This is a genomic window from Micromonospora sp. NPDC093243 (genome assembly GCF_044753725.1).
Taxonomy (GTDB): domain Bacteria; phylum Actinomycetota; class Actinomycetes; order Mycobacteriales; family Micromonosporaceae; genus Micromonospora.
This window is the reverse complement of record NZ_JBIVNT010000004.1, coordinates 301,039-316,062: the sequence shown is the minus strand read 5'-3', so window position 1 is coordinate 316,062 and position 15,024 is coordinate 301,039. Positions and strand designations below refer to the sequence as shown.

The 15,024-nt window shown below is 73.6% G+C and carries 16 protein-coding genes; 10 read left to right on the top strand and 6 right to left on the bottom strand.

Annotation, left to right across the window (positions count from 1 at the left end; translation table 11 throughout):
- Positions 1 to 171 precede the first annotated feature (171 nt).
- Positions 172 to 1,203: an SIS domain-containing protein gene (locus tag ACIP9D_RS15200; RefSeq protein WP_350872132.1), complete on the top strand. Its 1,032-nt coding sequence runs from the start codon at positions 172 to 174 to the stop codon at positions 1,201 to 1,203.
- A gap of 25 nt (positions 1,204 to 1,228) precedes the next feature.
- Positions 1,229 to 2,845, top strand: coding sequence for a histidine kinase N-terminal domain-containing protein (locus ACIP9D_RS15195; protein WP_350871650.1), 1,617 nt, complete (start codon positions 1,229 to 1,231; stop codon positions 2,843 to 2,845).
- 219 nt (positions 2,846 to 3,064) lie between these two features.
- Here ACIP9D_RS15195 and ACIP9D_RS15190 read toward each other — a convergent pair whose 3' ends face one another.
- A complete protein-coding gene (locus ACIP9D_RS15190) occupies positions 3,065 to 4,528 on the bottom strand; it encodes a glycosyltransferase family 39 protein (RefSeq protein WP_350872134.1) in 1,464 nt (487 codons plus the stop codon).
- Between the two features lie 416 nt (positions 4,529 to 4,944).
- Between ACIP9D_RS15190 and ACIP9D_RS15185 the strand changes: the two genes are divergently transcribed.
- Genes ACIP9D_RS15185 through ACIP9D_RS15170 form a run of 4 tightly spaced genes read left to right on the top strand, consistent with a single transcriptional unit; the run spans position 4,945 to position 8,403 of the window.
- Complete coding sequence (locus tag ACIP9D_RS15185; RefSeq protein ID WP_350871652.1) at positions 4,945 to 6,657, top strand: nitrite/sulfite reductase; 1,713 nt, start codon at positions 4,945 to 4,947, stop codon at positions 6,655 to 6,657.
- Positions 6,654 to 6,815, top strand: coding sequence for a hypothetical protein (locus tag ACIP9D_RS15180; RefSeq protein WP_350871654.1), 162 nt, complete (start codon positions 6,654 to 6,656; stop codon positions 6,813 to 6,815). Before ACIP9D_RS15185 ends, ACIP9D_RS15180 begins: the two co-directional genes overlap by 4 nt.
- Entirely contained in the window at positions 6,812 to 7,573 is a 762-nt protein-coding gene (locus ACIP9D_RS15175) for a phosphoadenylyl-sulfate reductase (protein WP_350871656.1), read from the top strand. The genes ACIP9D_RS15180 and ACIP9D_RS15175 overlap by 4 nt, the downstream gene beginning before the upstream one ends.
- Before the next feature lie 32 nt (positions 7,574 to 7,605).
- Positions 7,606 to 8,403 (top strand): CbiX/SirB N-terminal domain-containing protein, encoded by a 798-nt coding sequence (locus tag ACIP9D_RS15170; protein WP_350872136.1) that lies wholly within the window; start codon positions 7,606 to 7,608, stop codon positions 8,401 to 8,403.
- 134 nt (positions 8,404 to 8,537) lie between these two features.
- Here the strand turns inward: ACIP9D_RS15170 and ACIP9D_RS15165 are convergent, their stop codons facing one another.
- Complete coding sequence (locus tag ACIP9D_RS15165; protein ID WP_007072794.1) at positions 8,538 to 8,795, bottom strand: WhiB family transcriptional regulator; 258 nt, start codon at positions 8,793 to 8,795, stop codon at positions 8,538 to 8,540.
- Positions 8,796 to 9,239: 444 nt separating this feature from the next.
- Positions 9,240 to 10,190, bottom strand: a complete 951-nt coding sequence (locus ACIP9D_RS15160) for a diacylglycerol kinase family protein (protein WP_350871657.1) — start codon at positions 10,188 to 10,190, stop codon at positions 9,240 to 9,242.
- A 43-nt stretch (positions 10,191 to 10,233) separates the two neighbouring features.
- Between ACIP9D_RS15160 and ACIP9D_RS15155 the strand changes: the two genes are divergently transcribed.
- Positions 10,234 to 10,653, top strand: coding sequence for a hypothetical protein (locus ACIP9D_RS15155; protein ID WP_350871659.1), 420 nt, complete (start codon positions 10,234 to 10,236; stop codon positions 10,651 to 10,653).
- Between the two features lie 15 nt (positions 10,654 to 10,668).
- On the opposite strand, the gene ACIP9D_RS15150 is transcribed toward ACIP9D_RS15155, so the two are convergent.
- The 3 genes from ACIP9D_RS15150 to sodN form a co-directional block, all read right to left on the bottom strand.
- Positions 10,669 to 11,073: an ATP-binding protein gene (locus ACIP9D_RS15150; protein WP_350871661.1), complete on the bottom strand. Its 405-nt coding sequence runs from the start codon at positions 11,071 to 11,073 to the stop codon at positions 10,669 to 10,671.
- A 32-nt stretch (positions 11,074 to 11,105) separates the two neighbouring features.
- Positions 11,106 to 11,558 (bottom strand): GNAT family N-acetyltransferase, encoded by a 453-nt coding sequence (locus tag ACIP9D_RS15145; protein ID WP_350872138.1) that lies wholly within the window; start codon positions 11,556 to 11,558, stop codon positions 11,106 to 11,108.
- Between the two features lie 65 nt (positions 11,559 to 11,623).
- The gene (gene sodN / locus ACIP9D_RS15140; protein ID WP_350871663.1) at positions 11,624 to 12,028 is read right to left on the bottom strand and encodes a superoxide dismutase, Ni; all 405 of its coding nucleotides are present in this window, start codon (positions 12,026 to 12,028) and stop codon (positions 11,624 to 11,626) included.
- 82 nt (positions 12,029 to 12,110) lie between these two features.
- On the opposite strand from sodN, the gene ACIP9D_RS15135 reads away from it, so the two are divergent.
- From ACIP9D_RS15135 to ACIP9D_RS15125, 3 genes are all read left to right on the top strand, one after another.
- Positions 12,111 to 12,461: a S24 family peptidase gene (locus ACIP9D_RS15135; RefSeq protein ID WP_350871664.1), complete on the top strand. Its 351-nt coding sequence runs from the start codon at positions 12,111 to 12,113 to the stop codon at positions 12,459 to 12,461.
- A 141-nt stretch (positions 12,462 to 12,602) separates the two neighbouring features.
- Positions 12,603 to 13,781, top strand: a complete 1,179-nt coding sequence (locus tag ACIP9D_RS15130; protein ID WP_350871665.1) for an NADP-dependent malic enzyme — start codon at positions 12,603 to 12,605, stop codon at positions 13,779 to 13,781.
- 131 nt (positions 13,782 to 13,912) lie between these two features.
- Positions 13,913 to 14,878 (top strand): zinc-binding dehydrogenase, encoded by a 966-nt coding sequence (locus ACIP9D_RS15125; RefSeq protein ID WP_350871667.1) that lies wholly within the window; start codon positions 13,913 to 13,915, stop codon positions 14,876 to 14,878.
- The last annotated feature ends 146 nt before the right edge of the window (positions 14,879 to 15,024 follow it).

The window sequence follows — 15,024 nt, the reverse complement described above, 5'->3', positions numbered from 1 at the left end:
GTGGGCGGGGTCGAGTCGAGCCAGCCTAGGTGATGGCGGGCCGATTCGGTGATCAAATGCGCACTACTGTTCGTTCGATTGCTGAGATCGAGCCAAAGGTGCAAGACTGAGCAGGAAACGCGCGGCAACCGCGCACAGGGAGGAGCTTCCGTGACGCGTGCAGGGGCCGGAATGGCCGCCGACATCGACGAGCAGCCGGCCGGATACGAGCGGCTGCTCTCCACCGAGCACGCCGCAGAGATCGCCCGGGTGGCGGCGGTCATCGCCGAGCGTCGGCCGCGGCACGTGGTCTTCACCGCCCGGGGCACCTCCGACCACGCGGCGCTCTACGCCGCCTACCTCACCGAGATCCGGCTCGGCCTGCCCGCCGGGCTCGCCTCGCCGAGCGCGGTCACCGTCTACGGCGCCCGGCCCGACCTCTCCGACGCGCTGGTCGTCGGGGTCAGCCAGAGCGGGGGCTCACCGGACCTGACCGAGGTGCTGCGGGTGGCCCGGGCCTCGGGCGCGCTCACCCTCGCGGTCACCAACGCGCCGGAGTCGCCGCTGGCGGCCGCCGCCGAGCTGAGCGTGGACATCGCCGCCGGCCACGAGCGGGCGGTGGCGGCCACCAAGACCTACACGGCCGAACTGCTCGCCCTGCTCATGCTCGTCGAGGGGATCCGGGCCGGCGACGGGGCGTTGCCGGTCGACGAGCGCGAGGCGCTCGCCGCGCTGCCCGAGTTGGCCGCCCGTACCCTGGCCGACCCCACCCCGGCGCAGCTGGCGCCCCGCTACCGGTTCGCGGCCCAACTGGTCACCACCGGCCGCGGCTACGCCTACCCGACCGCCCGGGAGGCGGCGCTCAAGCTGATGGAGACCTCCTACCTGCCGGCGCTCGCCTTCTCCGGCGCCGACCTGCTGCACGGCCCGCTCGCCATGACGGACCCGGACGTGCCGGTGCTCGCGGTGGTCGGCTCCGGGCCCGGCGGTCGGTCGATGGGCGAGGTGCTGCCCCGGCTCGGCGAGCGCCGTGCCGACGTGGTGGTGGTCGGCTCGGCCGATGTCGAGGGGGCCACCCGGATCGCCGTCCCCGAGGTCGACGAGCGCTACGCCCCGCTGCTGGACATCCTGCCGTTGCAGCGGCTGGCGATGGCGTTGGCGCTGACCCGGGGCGAGGATCCGGACGCGCCCCGCGGGCTCAAGAAGGTCACCGCGACGATGTGAGGCGCGGCGTGGCACGCTGGTCAGCGTGTCCACGCTGCGCGACCTCGCCGAGGAGCACACCCACCTCCGTCCGGCGGACATCGACCACCTGCACCGGATAGCCGGAGACTGGCAGCTCCTCTCCGACCTGTCCTTCGCCGACCTGTTGCTCTGGGTGCCGGTGGACGCCGACGGCACGTTCCTCTGCGTCGCCCAGGTCCGCCCGACGACCGCGCCGACCGCCTACCAGGACGACCAGGTGGGCCGGATCGTCGGCGGGCCGGAGGTCGCGCACCTGGAGGTGGCGTACCGGCAGGGCCGGATCTGGCGGGAGGGCGACCCGGTCTGGTACGGCGACGTGCCGGCCCGGCACGAGGCGATCCCGGTCCGGCTGCGCGCGGCCGACGGGGAGGCCAGCGAGGTGATCGCGGTGGTCGGCCGGGACACCAACCTCTCCACCGCGCGTACCCCCAGCCAGCTGGAGCTGAACTACCTGACCACGGCCGACGACCTGGCCCAGATGATCGCCGACGGCACCTTCCCGCCGCCGCGGCACCCGGGGGAGACCACCTCCGCCCCCCGGGTCGGCGACGGCCTGGTCCGGCTGGACGCGAACGGCAAGGTCACCTACGCCAGCCCGAACGCCCAGTCCGCGTACCGGCGGCTGGGCTACGCCGCCCACCTGGTGGGCGAGGATCTGGCCGCGCTGCACCGCCGGCTCGCCGGGGATCCGCTCGAGGGGACCGACGCGGCGAACGCGATCCTGGCCGCGCTGCACGGTGACGCCCCGCCCCGGCGGGAGATCGACGCCCGCGGCGCCACCATGCTCACCCGGGCCCTGCCGCTGATGCCGGCCGGCGTGCCGATCGGCGCGCTGGTGCTGGTCCGGGACATCACCGAGGTACGCCGTCGCGACCGCGCCCTGATCACCAAGGACGCCACCATCCGGGAGATCCACCACCGGGTGAAGAACAACCTCCAGACGGTCGCCGCGCTGCTGCGCCTGCAGGCCCGCCGGGTCTCCATGCCGGAGGCCCGGGTCGCGCTGGAGGAGTCGGTACGCCGGGTCGCCTCGATCGCGCTGGTGCACGAGACGCTCTCCATGTCGAGCGACGAGGCGGTCGAGTTCGACGGCATCGTCGACCGGGTGGCCAGCGCGGCGACCGAGGTGGCCGCGACCGAGGTCTCCGTCGGCATGCGCCGCAAGGGGAGCTTCGGGGTGCTGCCCGCGGAGATCGCCACCTCGCTGGTGATGGTCCTCAACGAGCTGCTGCTCAACGCCGTCGAGCACGGCTTCCCACCCTCGGACGCGGACGACGTGCCGGCGGCGGGCGGGCCGCTGGCGACCGAGCCGGCGCTCGGCGGGCCGGCGCTCGGCGGGCCGGCCTCCGACGGGCCGCCTGCGGCGCGGCCGGAGGTGGTGGTCGCGGCGCACCGCTTCCGCAAGCAACTGCACGTCTCGGTGACCGACAACGGTCGCGGCCTGCCCGCCGGCTTCGACGCCGAACGGGGCGGAAACCTCGGGCTGCAGATCGTCCGGGCGCTGGTCACCGGGGAGCTGCGCGGCACCATCGAGCTGCGCGACGGCAGCTCCGGCGGCACCGAGGCGATGATCGTCGTACCGCTGGCGCGGGCCGCCCCGGACGGCCGCGCCGGCAGCTGACCGGACCCGCTGAGTCCGCCGGTCGCCCTCGAAGCCGCGCGTGCCCCTGGTCGTGTGACGGCGTGGCCAGCCTCCGCGCCCGCGGGTCTTCCCATGAGCGAGATACCTCTGCGGCATATTGATGCCTCAGAGGTATCTCGCTGAACGAGCTGGGCGCCCAAGGAGCGCGACACGCCGCAGCGTCCGTAGGTGCTCCGAGGTGGCGAAGACGCCGACCGGTCAGCGGGTGAGCAGGGCGACGGTCAGACCGGGGCGTTGCCAGACCTGCTCGACGGCGAAGCCGTCCCGCAGCGCGGCCCCCTTCGCGCCGGGCACCGCGGCGACCGGGTCGGGGTGCCGGCCGGCGACCACCAACCAGACCCGGGGCACGCCGGCCAGGCACTCGGCGGGCCGGTCGCACTCGGTCGCCCAGAGGCTGCCCCGACGGGCCTGCCCCTCGACCAGCAGCGCGTCCCGGGGACGCCGGTCGGGCAGCTGGTAGTCCAGCCCGAGGTCGAGGAAGAGCCAGCTGTCCCGGGGTGAGTAGACGACCGCGTCGCCGGGGCGCTGCCCGGCGGCGACGACCCGGGCCACCCCCCGGTAGTCGACCGGGGCGCTGCGCGGCCATTCGTGAGTGTGCCGCAGCGCGGCCTGGTCCGGCAGGCCGAGCAGCCCGGCCAGGGTCAGCACGGCGAGCCCGCCGGGCAGCGGCACCGCCGCCAGCGCCGCGGCGGCCAGCACGCAGCCGAACGGTACGACGAACACCAGGTAGCGGGGCACCCAGATCGGTACGCCCAGCCCGGCGGCGAAGAGCAGCAGGACCGGTAGCAGCACCGCGCACCCGGGTAGCAGGGCGCGCCAGCCGAGCCGGGCGGCGCCGAGCGCGGCGAGCCCGACCAGCAGGCCGCCCACCACGCTGCTCTGCGCGACCCCGCCCGGTAGCCCGGTCAGATCGGCCGGCCGGACGAGGTCCACCCAGTTCAGCTGCCTGCCCCGTTGGCTGCGGGCAGCCAACGCGAGCGGGGCGGTCAGCAGCAGCGCCGGCAGCACGGCCGCCAGCCACCACCACCGCCCGTCCCGCCCGCTGCCCGGCCCGCCCTGCCTGGCGGCCGGGCCGGCGGGGGCGGCGGGGGCGAGGCCGGCGCGGCGGGCGGCGAGCACCGCGACGACGTGCGCGGCGAGCAGGGTGAGGGCGATCAGGTGGGTCAGCCCGAGCGCGGCGAGGGCGGCGGCGTACCCGACCCAGCGGGCCCAGCCCGGGCGCCGCAGCGCGTCGACCAGCAGCAGGGTGGCGAGTACGGCGAAGAGGGTGGCCAGCGCGTACGGCCGGGCCTCCTGGGCGTACCGGGAGGTGCCGGGCAGCACCGCGAAGAGCAGGCCGGCGAGCAGGCCGGCCCGGGGCCCGGCGAGCCGTTGGCCGAGCAGCGCGGTGAACGCCGCCGCTCCCGTCATGGCCAGCACCGACGGCACCCGCAGCGCGACCACCGAGTCCCCGGCCAGCGCCACCCAGCCGTGCATGAGCAGGTAGTACGGCCCGGTCGCCGCGTCGATGGTGCCGGCCAGCCGGACCAGGTCGCCGACCGACCGGGTGGCCGCGCTCCAGGTGGCCAGCTCGTCCCGCCATAGCTGGGCACGACCCAGCTCCACCCCGGTCACCAGCAGGGTCAGCAGCGCCGGCGCCAACCAGACCGTCGCGCCCCGCAGCCCCGAGGACCGGCCCGCTGCGCCTCCGGCCGGGGTTGCCCGATGCGACCTATCGGACAATCCACCCACAGGGCCGAGCCTCGCACACGCTCCGGCGCGGCGGGGCGGGAGCAGGCGTACCGGCGTCGGCCCGTGATGTGGGATCCGGCACCCACTCATTGGCCGGCACCCATGGGGTGTGGCAGCATGGCGAGCATGACCGCCGCCGTCGTACGTCGCTTCGTGGCCCGTCGCCACGTCGACTACGGCCGCGTGCGCAGCGCCATCTGTCCGGCCAACTGACGACGCCCGACAAATCTGTCTCGGGCGCGCTCCGCGCCGGCCCTCTCGACACCGTTGTCCCGAGCCCGCTCTGACGGGCCGGCCGCCGCGCCCGCGTACCCACCGAGGCTCAGCAGACAACGGAGGACGCCGCGATGGCGGTCAGCAGCATTCCGGCCCGGTCCGACGACCCGACGACGCGTCCCACCCGGGCACCGCGTCGCGCCCGGGGCGAGGGGCAGTGGGCGCTCGGCCACCGCGAGCCGCTCAACCCCAACGAGCGGATCAAGAAGGACGACAACCCGCTCAACGTCCGGGCCCGGATCGAGAACATCTACGCCCACCGGGGCTTCGCCTCCATCGATCCGCAGGACCTGCGCGGCCGGTTCCGCTGGTGGGGTCTCTACACCCAGCGCAAGGCGGGCATCGACGGCGGGCGCACCGCCGTGCTCGAGCCGCACGAGCTGGAGGACGAGTACTTCATGCTCCGGGTCCGGGTGGACGGTGGCCAGCTCTCCCTGGCCCAGCTGCGGACCATCGCCGACATCTCGCGGGAGTTCGCCCGGGACACCGCTGACATCACCGACCGGCAGAACATCCAGCTGCACTGGATCCGGGTCGAGGACGTACCGGAGATCTGGCGCCGGCTGGAGGCGGTCGGCCTGGAGACCACCGAGGCCTGCGGCGACTGCCCCCGGATCGTGCTGGGCAGCCCGGTCGCCGGGGTGGCCGAGACGGAGCTGATCGACCCGACGCCGGCGATCGACGAGATCGTCCGCCGCTACGTGGGCGACCCGGAGTACTCGAACCTGCCGCGCAAGTTCAAGTCGACCATCTCCTGGCAGGCGGACACCCCCTACCAGGCGAACGACATCGCGTTCCTCGGTGTGGACCACCCCGAGCACGGCCCCGGCTTCGACCTCTGGGTCGGCGGCGGTCTCTCCACCAACCCGATGCTTGCCCAGCGGCTGGGTGTCTGGGTGCCGCTGGCCGAGGTGCCGGACGTCTGGGTCGGTGTGGTCGGCATCTTCCGCGACTACGGCTACCGCCGGCTGCGCAACCGGGCCCGACTGAAGTTCCTGGTCGCGGACTGGGGCGTGGAGAAGTTCCGGGAGGTGCTGGAGAAGGAGTACCTGGGCCGGACGCTGCTCGACGGTCCCGCCCCGGAGTTGCCCGAGCGGCCGATCGACCACATCGGCGTGCACCGGCAGCGGGACGGGCGCAACTACGTCGGCGCCGCCCCGGTGGTCGGCCGGGTCTCCGGCGGGCAGCTCGCGAAGCTGGCCGACGTGGTGCAGGCGCACGGCAGCGACCGGATCCGGCTGACTCCGTACCAGAAGCTGCTGGTGCTGGACGTCGCGCCGGAGCGGACCGAGTCGCTGGTCGGCGCGCTGCGCGAGATCGGCCTGGAGGCCCGCCCGTCGGCCTGGCGGCGCGGCACCATGGCCTGCACCGGCATCGAGTTCTGCAAGCTCGCGATCGTCGAGACCAAGGCGCGCGGCGAGGAGCTGGTGGCCCGCCTGGAGCAGCGGTTGCGCGACTTCGACGCGGACATCTCCATCCACCTCAACGGCTGCCCGAACGCCTGCGCCCGCACCCAGGTGGCCGACATCGGCCTCAAGGGTCAGCTGGTGCTCGGCCCGGACGGTCGCCAGGTGGAGGGCTTCCAGGTGCACCTCGGCGGCGGCCTCGGCATGGCCGCCGGGCAGACCTCGGGCTTCGGCCGCAAGCTGCGCGGCCTGAAGACCACCGCCGAGGAGCTTCCGGAGTACGTGGAACGGCTGGCCCGCCGCTATCTGGCCGGCCGGCACGCGGGCGAGCCGTTCGCCCAGTGGGTGATCAGAGTCGACGAGGAGGAACTGCGATGAGCAGCGAGAACCGTGCGGCACCCCTGTACTGCCCGTACTGCGGCGAGGAGGATCTGCGGCCGAGCGAGGCGGGCCACGGCGCCTGGGAGTGCCACGCCTGCGTGCGGGTCTTCACGGTGAAGTTCACCGGTCTGCTGAGCCGGGGGAGGAACCGATGAGCCTCGTGTCGGCGGCGAACCTCGGTCTGGTGGGGACGGTGGGTACGGCACCCGCCGACCCGGCCCGGCGGTCTCCGGAGGAGCTGCGCGCGTTGGCCGAGCGGGCCGGCCGGGAGCTGGAGGGCGCGCCGGCCCTGGAGATCGCCCGCTGGGCCGCCGAGACCTTCGGCGACCGGTTCTGCGTGACCAGCTCGATGGCGGACGCGGTGCTGGCCCACCTGGTCTCCCGGGTGGCGCCCGGGGTGGACGTCGTCTTCCTCGACACCGGCCTGCACTTCCCCGAGACGCTTCGGGTACGCGACGAGGTGGCCCGGACGCTGCCGGTGAACGTCCGGTCGATCCGGCCCCGGCTCACCGTGGGCCAGCAGGACGGCCAGTACGGGCCGCGGTTGTTCAACAAGTCCCCGGACGACTGCTGCCAGCTGCGCAAGGTGGAGCCACTGGAGCGGGCCCTGACCGGTTACGACGCGTGGGCCGCCGGGCTGCGCCGGGACGAGTCGCCGACCCGGGCGAACACGCCCGTGGTGACGTTCGACGCGCGACGCGGAAGGGTCAAGGTGAACCCGATCGCGGCCTGGTCACAGGCCGACGTGGACGGCTACATCGCCCGGTGGAACGTGCCGGTCAACGAGCTGTTCAAGCAGGGCTACGGTTCGATCGGCTGCTGGCCGTGCACCCGTCGGACCAAGGCGGGGGAGGACCCGCGGGCCGGCCGGTGGGCGATGTTCGAGAAGACCGAGTGCGGACTGCACGTCTGACCCGGCCGATCCGGCGGGTACCGACCGGGGCGGTGGCGGCGCGGCCGTGCGCCGACCCCGTCGTCCTGGTCGCGCACGGCAGCCGTGATCCGCGGGCTGCCGCGGCGACCAGGGCGTTGGCCCGGGCGGTGTCGGCGGCCCGCCCGGGCACCCCGGTCTCGGCGAGTTGGCTCGATCACACCGGCCCCGGCCCGGCCGAGGCGCTGCGGGCGCTGGCCGCCGCCGGGCACCCGAGGGTGGTGCTGGTCCCGTTGCTGCTGACCGCCGCCTACCACCGTCGGGTGGACATTCCGGCGGCGGTCGCCGAGGCCCGGGCGGCGGCACCGGGCCTGGCGGTACGGGTGACCGATGTGCTGGGACCGGCCGACGGGGCGGTGGACCCGGGCCTGCTGTCCGGCCTGCGGCGGCGGTTGGCGCAGGCGGAGCCGGGTCGGTTCGACGCGCTGGTGCTGGCCGCGGCGGGCACCCGGGATCCCCGGGCGCGGGGCTCGGTGGGACGGGTCGCCGCCGCCCTCGGCCTCGCCTACGGCGTGCCGACCCGGGTGTCGTACGCCTCGGCGGCGCCGCCGGCGGTCGGTGCGGCGGTCACCCGGCTGCGCGCGGACGGTGCCCGCCGGGTGGCCGTGTCGGCGTACTTCCTGGCCCCCGGCCTCTTCCACGACGCGGTGACGATGTCGGCGGGCGCGGCCGGCGCGGTCGCCGTCGCCGCCCCGCTCACCGACGCTCCGGAGTTGGCGGACCTGGTGCTGCGCCGGGTCGACGCCGCGCTGGCCCAGCCGAACGGGCCGCTTCAGCCGAGCGGGCTGGCCCGGCCGGGCGTGCTGGCTTAGCCAGGCGTGCTGGCCTAGCCGGGTGCGCTGGCCCGGGCCGGGCGCGCCGGCTTGACGGAGTGCGCCGGGCCGGGCCGGGACAGCAGAACGCCCCGCCGGGTCGGACCCGGCGGGGCGTGCAGCTGTGTCGGTGGTCAGGCGGAGTGAGCGCGCAGCACCCGGAGGCCACCGCGACGCTTCACAGCGCGCCGCTCCTCCTCGCTCATCCCGCCCCAGACGCCGGCGTCCTGACCCGACTCGAGCGCCCACTGCAGGCACTGGTCGGTCACGGAGCAGCGCCGGCAGACGGCCTTGGCCTGCTCGACCTGCAGCAGAGCCGGACCGGACGTCCCGATCGGGAAGAACAGCTCCGGGTCCTCGTCGCGGCAGACAGCATGGTGACGCCAGTCCATGGCGGCAACACTCCTCATTCTGGATGGGTGGCAAATCGTGCTTCGGTGCTTTTCCTATATGCATCCGCAATGCCGGTCGTTACGGTTCGCGTCCGACTATTCGGCATTGCGTGAGCAGGCTGTTGGCCCCGGGGACCTGCTGGAACTGCTCAACCTGACGAGCATATCCAGGCAATGTCCCGGTAACTCAAGTTCGCTTGTGAATACTTTCACGAACTCACACGATGTCAAGGGTGACGCTCAGAAAAACTCCGCGCGGTGAGCAAGCCCACAACCCATTTGTCCCGGTTCCAGAGCGCTCTGGTTACCCGGCGTACCACAGTCGAGGATCAATATAGTACAGTCCGCGTGACATTGCTGACATTTCCGGCACCTGCCTCTCGGTGTGGCGGCCGTCGCGTCGACGGGATCGCGGCCGCGTCAACCAACGGCGGTACCCGAGACCTAGCAGATTACTCTCAGTGCGGCGGGAATGGATGCGAATCTAACTTTCTCCCGCTCGCCCAGGTAGTCCCCGTCTAGCTGGAACGCCTGCGGACGGCTGGAGACCAGCGTGAACTCCGCTACGTCGTGCAGTCGCAGCACCTGCTTGCCGCGCGGGTCGGGGCGCGTGGACAGGAATTGGGTCACCGTCCGTGTCGTACTCGGCACCCGAAGCTGACGCAACGCCAGCACGTCCAGGCCGAGGTCGAAGGACGCCTCCGGGTTCGGGTTGATCTCCCGATCGCCCAGGTACGTCCACGGTGCCGTGTTCTGGATGATGACCGTCGCGAGCTCGTCCTCCGCCGGCTCACCGGGCCGCTCCAGGCTGACCGCCGGATGCCGGCGGTCAGAGGCGAAGAAGTACTGGCTGAGGATGGCGCGCAGGTAGAGGCTCGGGCTGGACACCCGGCCCCGGCGGCGGGCCTGCTCGACCCGGTGGATCACCGCGGCGTCCACCCCGAACCCGGCGCAGAAGGTGAAGTAGCGGTCGTCGGCGCGACCCAGCCCGATCGTCCGGTAACGGCCCAGCCGAAGCGCCTCCAGGATCATGCTGGTGCCCTCCGGCCACTCCCGGGGCAGGCCCAACGCCCGTGCGAAGACGTTTGTCGAACCGCCCGGCACGGTCGCGAGAGCCGGCAGCCGCTCGGCCGGTGTGAGGGCGCCGGGCACGGTCGCGGGCTCCGCGGCCATCAGCCCGTTGACCACCTCGTTCACCGTGCCGTCGCCACCGAGGGTGACGACGACGTCCACCCCCTCCTCGGCGGCCTCCCGGGCCAGCGCGGTGGCGTGCCCGCGTCGGCGGGTGTACCGCACCGAGAGGTCGACTTCGCTGCGCAGCGCCCGGACCAGCACGTCCCGGCTGCGTTCGCTGGTGGTGGTGGCCTTCGGATTGACCACCAGGACGGCCCGCATGGGCGGCACTGTACCCCCCGGTAGCCCGGGTATCGTGGCGCGCGTGACCATCGACTCGGACCCGATTCCCGTCACGCTCCGCTGGGCGGTGCGGCTGCTGCGCGCCGAGGCGGTGGCCGTCGGGCTGATCGCCGTCTGGCTGCTCTGGGCCGACCTGACCGCCGACACCACCGCCGGCCTCACCTCGGCGTTGCTGGTGACCGTCTTCACCGTCGGCGCGGCGGCGGCGCTCTGGGCGCTCGGCGGGGCGCTGGCCCGGTGCCGCGCCGGGGCGCGCGCCCCGGCGATCGTGCTGCAGCTGATGCTGCTGCCGATCGGCTGGTACATGATCCAGGGCGGCCTGGGCTGGCTGGGTGTACCGCTGATGGCGCTCGGCCTCGGTGTCAGCGCGCTGCTGTTGAGCCCGCCCACCAACCGCGCGCTGGGCTTCGCCGCGCCCGGAGAGCCGAGCGCCGGCCGGTAACCGGCCGGGCGGCGGTCAGTAGCCGGAGCGGCGGGTGAGCAGCGAGATGGTCGCCCGCCCGTCGCTGGCGGTGGCGGACGCCGCCGTGGTCAGCGCGGTGAGCACCTTCCAGGCGAACGACGACTCGGCGGGGAGCGTGGCGCCGCGGACGGTCGGCACGGTCACCTCGACGGTCAGCGCGTCCTCGGTCACCGAGAAGCGGCACTCCAACTCGGCGTCCCGGGTGGCGATGGCGAGCAGCATCGCGCACGCCTCGTCGACGGCGATGCGCAGATCCTCGATCTCGTCGAGGGCGAACTGCAGCCGGGCCGCGAGACCGGCGGTGGCGGTGCGGAGCACCCCCAGGTAGCCGCCGTCGGCGGGCACGGTGAGGTGCACGATGTCGTCGTCGGTGGCCGACTGGCCGGTCAGTTGAGTCACCACTCATCCCCCCGGTCGGGGACTCTACCCGGTCAGGCGGACGGGTGGGTGGGGGCCGCCGCCTGGCGGGCCAACCCGTGCAGCGCGTCCCCGCTGAGCCGGTAGGGGACCCACTCGTCCATCTTGTCGGCGCCGATCGCGGCGTAGAAGCCCGCCGCCGGATTCCAGTCGATCATCCACCACTCGAGCCGGCGGTAACCGCGCTCGACGCAGATCGCGGCGAGGGTGGCCAGCAGCAGTCGGCCGGCGCCGGTGCCCCGGGCCGTCGGGCGGACGTAGAGGTCCTCCAGGTAGATGCCGTGCACGCCGGCCCAGGTGGAGAAGTTGAGGAACCAGAGCGCGAACCCGACCGGCTGGTCGTCGGCGTCGACGGCCACGTGCCCGAAGAGCGCCGGCGCCGGGCCGAACAGGGCGGCGTCCAACTGCTCGGCGGTCAGGTGACACTGCTCGGGCGCCCGCTCGTACGCCGCCAACTCGTGCACCATCGCGACGACGGCCGGCACGTCCGTGGGACGTGCCGGCCGGATCGTCGGTGCCTCGGTACCGAGGGTCACGCCTTCTTGGTCTCCCAGAAGATCTTGGAGATGTCGTCGATCTTCTGCAGCAGCTGGTCGGCGGTGGCCGGGTCGAGGCTGCCCTTGACGCCGCCGGAACCGGCGAGCTTCGTGGCCTCGTTGAAGAGCTGGTGCAGCTGCGGGTACTTCTCGAAGTGGGTGGCCTTGAAGTAGTCGGTCCAGAGCACCCAGAGGTGGTGCTTGACCAGCTCGGCGCGCTGCTCCTTGATGATGACCGCGCGAGTGCGGAACTCCGGGTCGGTGTTCGCCTGGTACTTCTCGCAGATCATTTTGACCGACTCGGCCTCGATCCGGGCCTGGGCCGGGTCGTAGACGCCGCAGGGCAGATCGCAGTGAGCGCTCGCGGTTACGCGGGGCGTAAGGATGCGTGGAAGTCGCATCGGGATCCTCCATGGGAAGTTTGCGATGATCCAAGCCGACATTACTCCTGGACGGGCTCCCCGACCGGGTGGAGGTGAAACCATGCGTGAAGATCACACCGCCCGGGTGCCCCGGCTGCGCAGGCCGCTGAGTGCCGTGCTGGTGACCGGCCCGTCCATGGCCCCCACGCTGCGGCACGGCGACGCCGTCCTGGTGCGGCCGGGCGGCCGTCGGGTCCGCCCCGGCGACGTCGTGGTGGCGGTCTTCCGCAGCCGCCCCGAGTTGCTGGTCGTCAAGCGCGCCGTGCGTAAACAGGACGGTGGCTGGTGGCTGCGCGGCGACAACGACCTGGTCACCGACGACTCCAGGGCGTACGGCGTGGCCGACGTTCACGGCCGGGTGGTGGCCCGCTACTGGCCGCGCCCCGGACGGGTACGGCCCCGGCCGTTATGACCCTGCTCACATCCGAGGGGCAGTGCCGACACTATGCTCGGAAGTGCCCGGGTGACCCCCCGCACCGCGTGCCACCGCTCGCCGCCCACCTCGCGCCCGAGTCGGCCGCCCCATCTGCTCGACAGATCCTGGAGTCACCAAATGTCTTCGTCCACCGTGGACCCCGCCGATCCCGTGTTCCGGCTGCACCGGGGCGGCAAGATGGCCGTCACCTCGACGGTGCCGCTCACCAACCGGGAGGACCTCTCGCTCGCGTACACCCCCGGGGTGGCCCGGGTGTGTGAGGCGATCGCCGCCGATCCGGCCCTGGCCGCCGACTACACCTGGGCCGCGCACGCTGTCGCGGTGGTCACCGACGGCTCGGCGGTACTCGGGTTGGGCAACATCGGGCCGCGCGCCGCGCTGCCCGTGATGGAGGGCAAGGCGGTGCTGTTCAAGCAGTTCGCCGGCGTCGATGCGGTGCCGGTCTGCCTGGACACCCAGGACGTGGACGAGATCGTGGCGACGGTGCGGGCGCTGGCGCCCTCGTTCGGCGGGATCAACCTGGAGGACATCAGCGCGCCGCGCTGCTTCGAGGTGGAGCGCCGGCTCGACGAGGCGTTGGACATCCCGGTCTTCCACGACGACCAGCACGGCACCGCGATCGTGGTGCTGGCCGCGCTGCGCAACGCCGCGGCGCTGCTCAACCGCAAGCTCGGCGACCTGCGGGTGGCGGTCAGCGGGGCGGGCGCGGCCGGTGTCGCGGTGACCAAGATGCTGGTCGCCGGCGGGGTGAACCCCGATCAGGTGGTGGTCTGCGACTCGAAGGGGATCCTGAGCCGGGAGCGCACCGGCCTGACCGGTACGAAGGCTGAGCTGGCCGCGACGACCAACGCCGACAACCGCGCGGGCGACATCACCGAGGCGCTGCGCGGCGCGGACGTGCTGATCGGCGTCTCGGGCGGGCAGATCCCGGAGGCGGCGGTGGCCGGGATGGCCCCGGGTGGCATCGTCTTCGCGCTGGCCAACCCCACGCCCGAGGTGCACCCCGAGGTGGCCGCCCGGCACGTCGCGGTGGTGGCCACCGGGCGCAGCGACTATCCGAATCAGATCAACAACGTGCTGGCCTTCCCGGGTGTCTTCCGGGGGGCGCTGGACGCCCGGGCCACCCGGATCACCGACGCGATGAAGGTGGCCGCCGCGGACGCCATCGCCGGCGTGGTCGCCGAGGCGCTGACCGCCGAGGCGATCGTCCCGTCGCCGTTGGACCCGCGGGTCGCCCCGGCGGTTGCCGAGGCGGTGGCCGAGGCGGCCCGCCGCGACGGCGTAGCCCGCGCCTGACCCGGCGTCGCCCGCGCCTGACCCGGCGGTGCCGGGGCCTGCCCGGCCCGCCGCTGATCCGACCGATCGGCCCCGGCCGCCGCGCCGCGCGGTGACCGGGGCCCTTCTGTGCGGCCGATCGGCTTGTTACCGTGCCGATCATGCGTGCCGCCTTCGTCTCCCGCTTCGACGACGCCAACCCGCTCGCCGCGCTCGCCGTGGGCGAGCGCCCCGAGCCGGTCCATCCCGGCGAGGACTGGGTGACCGTGCAGGTGCGGGCCAGCTCGCTCAACCACCACGACCTCTGGTCGCTGCGCGGGGTCGGTCTCGCCGAGGCGCAGCTGCCGATGATCCTCGGCTGCGACGCCGTCGGGGTGGACCCGGAGGGCAACGAGGTGGTCGTCTACCCGGTGGTGCCGACCCCGGGTGACCCGCGCGGGGTCTCCATCCTCTCCGAGCACTTCCCCGGCACCTTCGCCGAGCGGGTGGCCGTACCGCGGCCCAACCTGGTACCGCTGCCCGACGGGTTGTCGCTGACCGACGCCGCCTGCCTGCCCACCGCCTGGCTGACCGCCTGGCGGATGCTCACCACGAAGGGGCGGGTGGAGGACGGCGACGCCGTGCTGGTGCAGGGCGCCGGCGGGGGCGTGGCCACGGCGGCCGTCGCGCTCGCCGTGGCGATGGGCAAGCGGGTCTACGCGACCAGCCGGGACGCGGGAAAGCGGGACCGGATCGCCGCCGCCCTGGGCGCGACGGCGGTCGAGCCGGGAGCCCGGCTGCCGGAGCGCGTGGATGTGGTGATCGAGACCGTCGGGGCTGCCACCTTCGACCACTCGCTGAAGTCCGCCGCGCCGATGGCCCGGATCGTGGTCTCCGGGGCGACCGCCGGGCACGAGCCGAAGGTCAACCTGCGCCGGGTCTTCGCCATGCAGTTGGAGATCCTCGGCACCTCGATGGGCACCCCCGGTGAGCTGTACGACCTGCTCGCGTTCTGCGCGGACCGGCAGGTGCGTCCCGTGGTGGACAGCGTGATCCCGTTCAGCGGGGTCGAGGAGGCGTTCGCCCGCCTGCACAGCGGCGAGGCCTTCGGCAAGGTCGTCCTGGACCACACCGCCTGACGCCGCTCCACGCGCCGCGCCGCGCCACGCGCCGCGCCGCGCCACGCGCCGCGCCGCGCCACGCGCCGCGCCACGCGCCGCGCCGCGCCGCGCGCCGCGCGTCGCAAGATCCGCGCAACTTCAGGGAAAAAGTGGCCTCCCGGCGT

Excerpts from the sequence above, each read along its gene's own strand:
- ACIP9D_RS15200 (WP_350872132.1), top strand. The coding sequence starts at position 172 with ATGGCCGCCGACATCGACGAGCAGCCGGCCGGATACGAGCGGCTGCTC.
- ACIP9D_RS15185 (WP_350871652.1), top strand. The coding sequence starts at position 4,945 with ATGGCGGTCAGCAGCATTCCGGCCCGGTCCGACGACCCGACGACGCGT.
- ACIP9D_RS15180 (WP_350871654.1), top strand. The coding sequence starts at position 6,654 with ATGAGCAGCGAGAACCGTGCGGCACCCCTGTACTGCCCGTACTGCGGC.
- ACIP9D_RS15175 (WP_350871656.1), top strand. The coding sequence starts at position 6,812 with ATGAGCCTCGTGTCGGCGGCGAACCTCGGTCTGGTGGGGACGGTGGGT.
- ACIP9D_RS15165 (WP_007072794.1), bottom strand. The coding sequence starts at position 8,795 with ATGGACTGGCGTCACCATGCTGTCTGCCGCGACGAGGACCCGGAGCTG.
- ACIP9D_RS15160 (WP_350871657.1), bottom strand. The coding sequence starts at position 10,190 with ATGCGGGCCGTCCTGGTGGTCAATCCGAAGGCCACCACCACCAGCGAA.
- ACIP9D_RS15145 (WP_350872138.1), bottom strand. The coding sequence starts at position 11,558 with ATGGTGCACGAGTTGGCGGCGTACGAGCGGGCGCCCGAGCAGTGTCAC.
- sodN (WP_350871663.1), bottom strand. The coding sequence starts at position 12,028 with ATGCGACTTCCACGCATCCTTACGCCCCGCGTAACCGCGAGCGCTCAC.
- ACIP9D_RS15135 (WP_350871664.1), top strand. The coding sequence starts at position 12,111 with ATGCGTGAAGATCACACCGCCCGGGTGCCCCGGCTGCGCAGGCCGCTG.
- ACIP9D_RS15130 (WP_350871665.1), top strand. The coding sequence starts at position 12,603 with ATGTCTTCGTCCACCGTGGACCCCGCCGATCCCGTGTTCCGGCTGCAC.